Below are 2,572 nucleotides of genomic sequence, written 5' to 3'. Positions count from 1 at the left end.
CTTCACGCTGGCGCACCCGCTGGACGAAACGGCCGGGCGCAGCTTTCTTGATTTACCGCCGGAAGGCGACGAGGCGACCATGCGCGCGCACATGGCGGCGGTGATCGGGGCATTCGTCCTGGCCGCTGCTTGTGCCGACCCGGCAGCAGCAGCGCGCCTGCGAGCGTTATCCAACGATGCGTCGGTGGAATGGCGCACGAAGTGAGCGAGGTGAGACGAGATGTTGAAGAACTTTTGGTGGCCGCTGGCCTTCAGCGCTGAGGTCAGCCGCAAGCCGATCCGCGTGACGGCGCTGCAAGAAGAGTTCGTCCTATACAGCCTGCCGGATGGCCGCGCCAACGTGCTCAGCGACCTGTGCGTGCATCGCGGCGGGGCACTGAGCGAGGGCTGGACGCAGGGCGATCGCATCATCTGCCCGTATCACGGCTGGGAAATCCAGGCCGACGGGGCATGCGTGCGCATCCCGGCTAACCCGCCCGACTTTCCGGTGCCGCGCAAAGCGCGCGTGGATGCCTATCCCACCGTCGAGCAGATGGGCTGGGTATGGGCGTTCCTGGGCGACATTCCCGACGCGGAGCGTCCGCCCATGCCGGCGCTCAAGGACGCCGGCGCAGCGGCGATCATCACCGGCGCTATCTCCTGGCGCGCGCCGTATGAGCAGGTGATCGCCCACATGGCCGAGCCGGAGGTGGCCGCACTTGCCTTGGATGGCGAATTCGCTCCCACAGCGGCAAAGGTGAGCGGCGCGTCATCCTCAACGGGCGAATGGGGCGCGCGCATCACGGCGACGTTGACGCCGCCGGATCGCATCGAGCGTAGCCTGCTCGGGCTGGTGAAGCGGCACGCGCCAAGCGCGCCGTGCGAGGCGCTCGTCGCCTTTCACATGCCCTGCGTCACGCTCTACCGCATCGGTGACGATCACATGATGATGGCGCACCTGCCGGTGGATACCGAGACGACTTTGACCAAGTGGATGATCGCCCGCAAGACCAGCCAGACCGAGCCGGAGATCGCGCATCGGCGCATGGCCGCAGCGCTGGAGCGCATGCGCCCCCGGGTCGAAGGGCAGCCCGCGCCGCAGAATGCCATCGCGCAAGCCTGCGCGCGGCTGCGCGACGAGGCGATCGCGCGTGGCTGGGGCATAGATGCGCACCTGATCCAGGCTGAGTACGCCAACATCAAGGCCGTCGTCATCCCATCGCCGGCACGACGCGAAGTGCCCGAGCTGGCTGCGGCCTGGGTGATGAAAGAAGTGCCCACCGTCAAGCCGCGCGACGCCTGAGACGCATGACACCGATCGCAACATGTAAGCCTGCCGACGTGCTATGACCCTCGCCCAACAACTCAGCCACAACACACTGAACAAGATCGTTCAGCGCTTCGCGCTTCGCGAGATCGGCGATCCGTTCATCACGCTGACCAGCCCGATGGGGCCGCAGCCGATAGGCGCGTGCCGCCTGTTCGCCTCTGCGCCGGAGATGGCCGACGGCGCGGAACGGGTGCGCAAAGTGGTGTACATCGGCATCACCGTGCCGCCGCCCATCGGCCTGGACTCGCACATGTTCTTTGCCTTCACGCCGCCGACGAGCGCGGTGCCCCATTTCACGTTGGATAGCGTGATGGCCGGGCCGAGCTTCGCCTTTCACCTCGACCTCATCCCGCGCGTGGACCTGGGCGCTAACTTGGCCTACATGAACGAAGTCTTCGTGCCCCTGACGCCGACTTTCGACCAGGCGAAGAAGATCGCGGGATTGACGCCGGCCCACCTCTTGCCGCGCCAGTACGCGCTGATGTCGCCATGGATGCTGGCTTATCGGGCGACGGAAGACGCCTACGCCCAGTGCGCGCCCCACATCGAAGCCTACATGCAGCACTGGTTCAGCTTGGTTGAGCACGGCATCCAGACGCCGATCACGATGACGCCGGCGCAACTGGCCGAACGCGATCGCGCCAACCGCGACGCCATCTTCAGCTACGAAGTAGATCCGGTGTGGAGCCAGATCGAGCGGTTGATCGGCAAGGCGATGAACCTGCGGCTGATCGAGGTGCTACGCAACCCGCAGGTCGAAACTCTAGCCTGACTCATCACCCATCTGGCGAAGGATGAACGGTATGTCTCAGCCCAGCGAATTCCAGAAGCGCATCAGCGGCGAATGGCACGGCTATCCCAGCACATTCGATCGCGATGGCAATCACCTCGGCTACAACAAGGTGTATCGCGAAAGCGTCTTCGACCCGGCCACCGGCGCGACGACCTACATGATGAACACGCGCTTTCACGATCTGCCGTCGGTCGAGTTCCACCGTCTGGCTACCCCTGATAGCTTCAAGTTCGGCGTTCGGGATAGCGATCGGGATCGCGTGTATCTCGGCCCGGATTTCTACGGCAGCGGCCAACCGTATGGCGGCCTGGTCAACTCGCACTACTACTCGCCGTTTTGGGCCTGTGACCTGAACACTTTGAACTGGGTGCTCGACGATGGTCGGACGCAGGTGTATTCATCGCTGCTCTACGAGGGCCCAACGATCAAATACGTCTTCAACGGCTTGTATCGCGTCGCGCATGACTATC

At 64.4% G+C, this 2,572-nt stretch carries 2 protein-coding genes and 2 pseudogenes; all 4 read left to right on the top strand.

Features of this window, described 5'->3' with window-relative positions:
• A pseudogene (locus GXH28_RS15940) lies at positions 1–205 on the top strand (hypothetical protein); the annotation flags it as partial.
• 15 nt (positions 206–220) lie between these two features.
• The gene (locus GXH28_RS15935) at positions 221–1,282 is read left to right on the top strand and encodes a Rieske 2Fe-2S domain-containing protein (RefSeq protein ID WP_169239987.1); all 1,062 of its coding nucleotides are present in this window, start codon (positions 221–223) and stop codon (positions 1,280–1,282) included.
• Between the two features lie 43 nt (positions 1,283–1,325).
• Positions 1,326–2,081 carry a hypothetical protein gene (locus tag GXH28_RS15930; protein ID WP_169239986.1) on the top strand — a complete coding sequence of 252 codons (756 nt, stop codon included), beginning with the start codon at positions 1,326–1,328 and terminating at the stop codon, positions 2,079–2,081.
• Between the two features lie 31 nt (positions 2,082–2,112).
• A pseudogene (locus GXH28_RS15925) lies at positions 2,113–2,572 on the top strand (hypothetical protein); the annotation flags it as partial.

Source organism: Candidatus Roseilinea sp. NK_OTU-006 (genome assembly GCF_012931985.1).
Taxonomy (GTDB): domain Bacteria; phylum Chloroflexota; class Anaerolineae; order J036; family Brachytrichaceae; genus JAAFGM01.
This window is presented reverse-complemented; position numbering and strand designations above follow the sequence as displayed.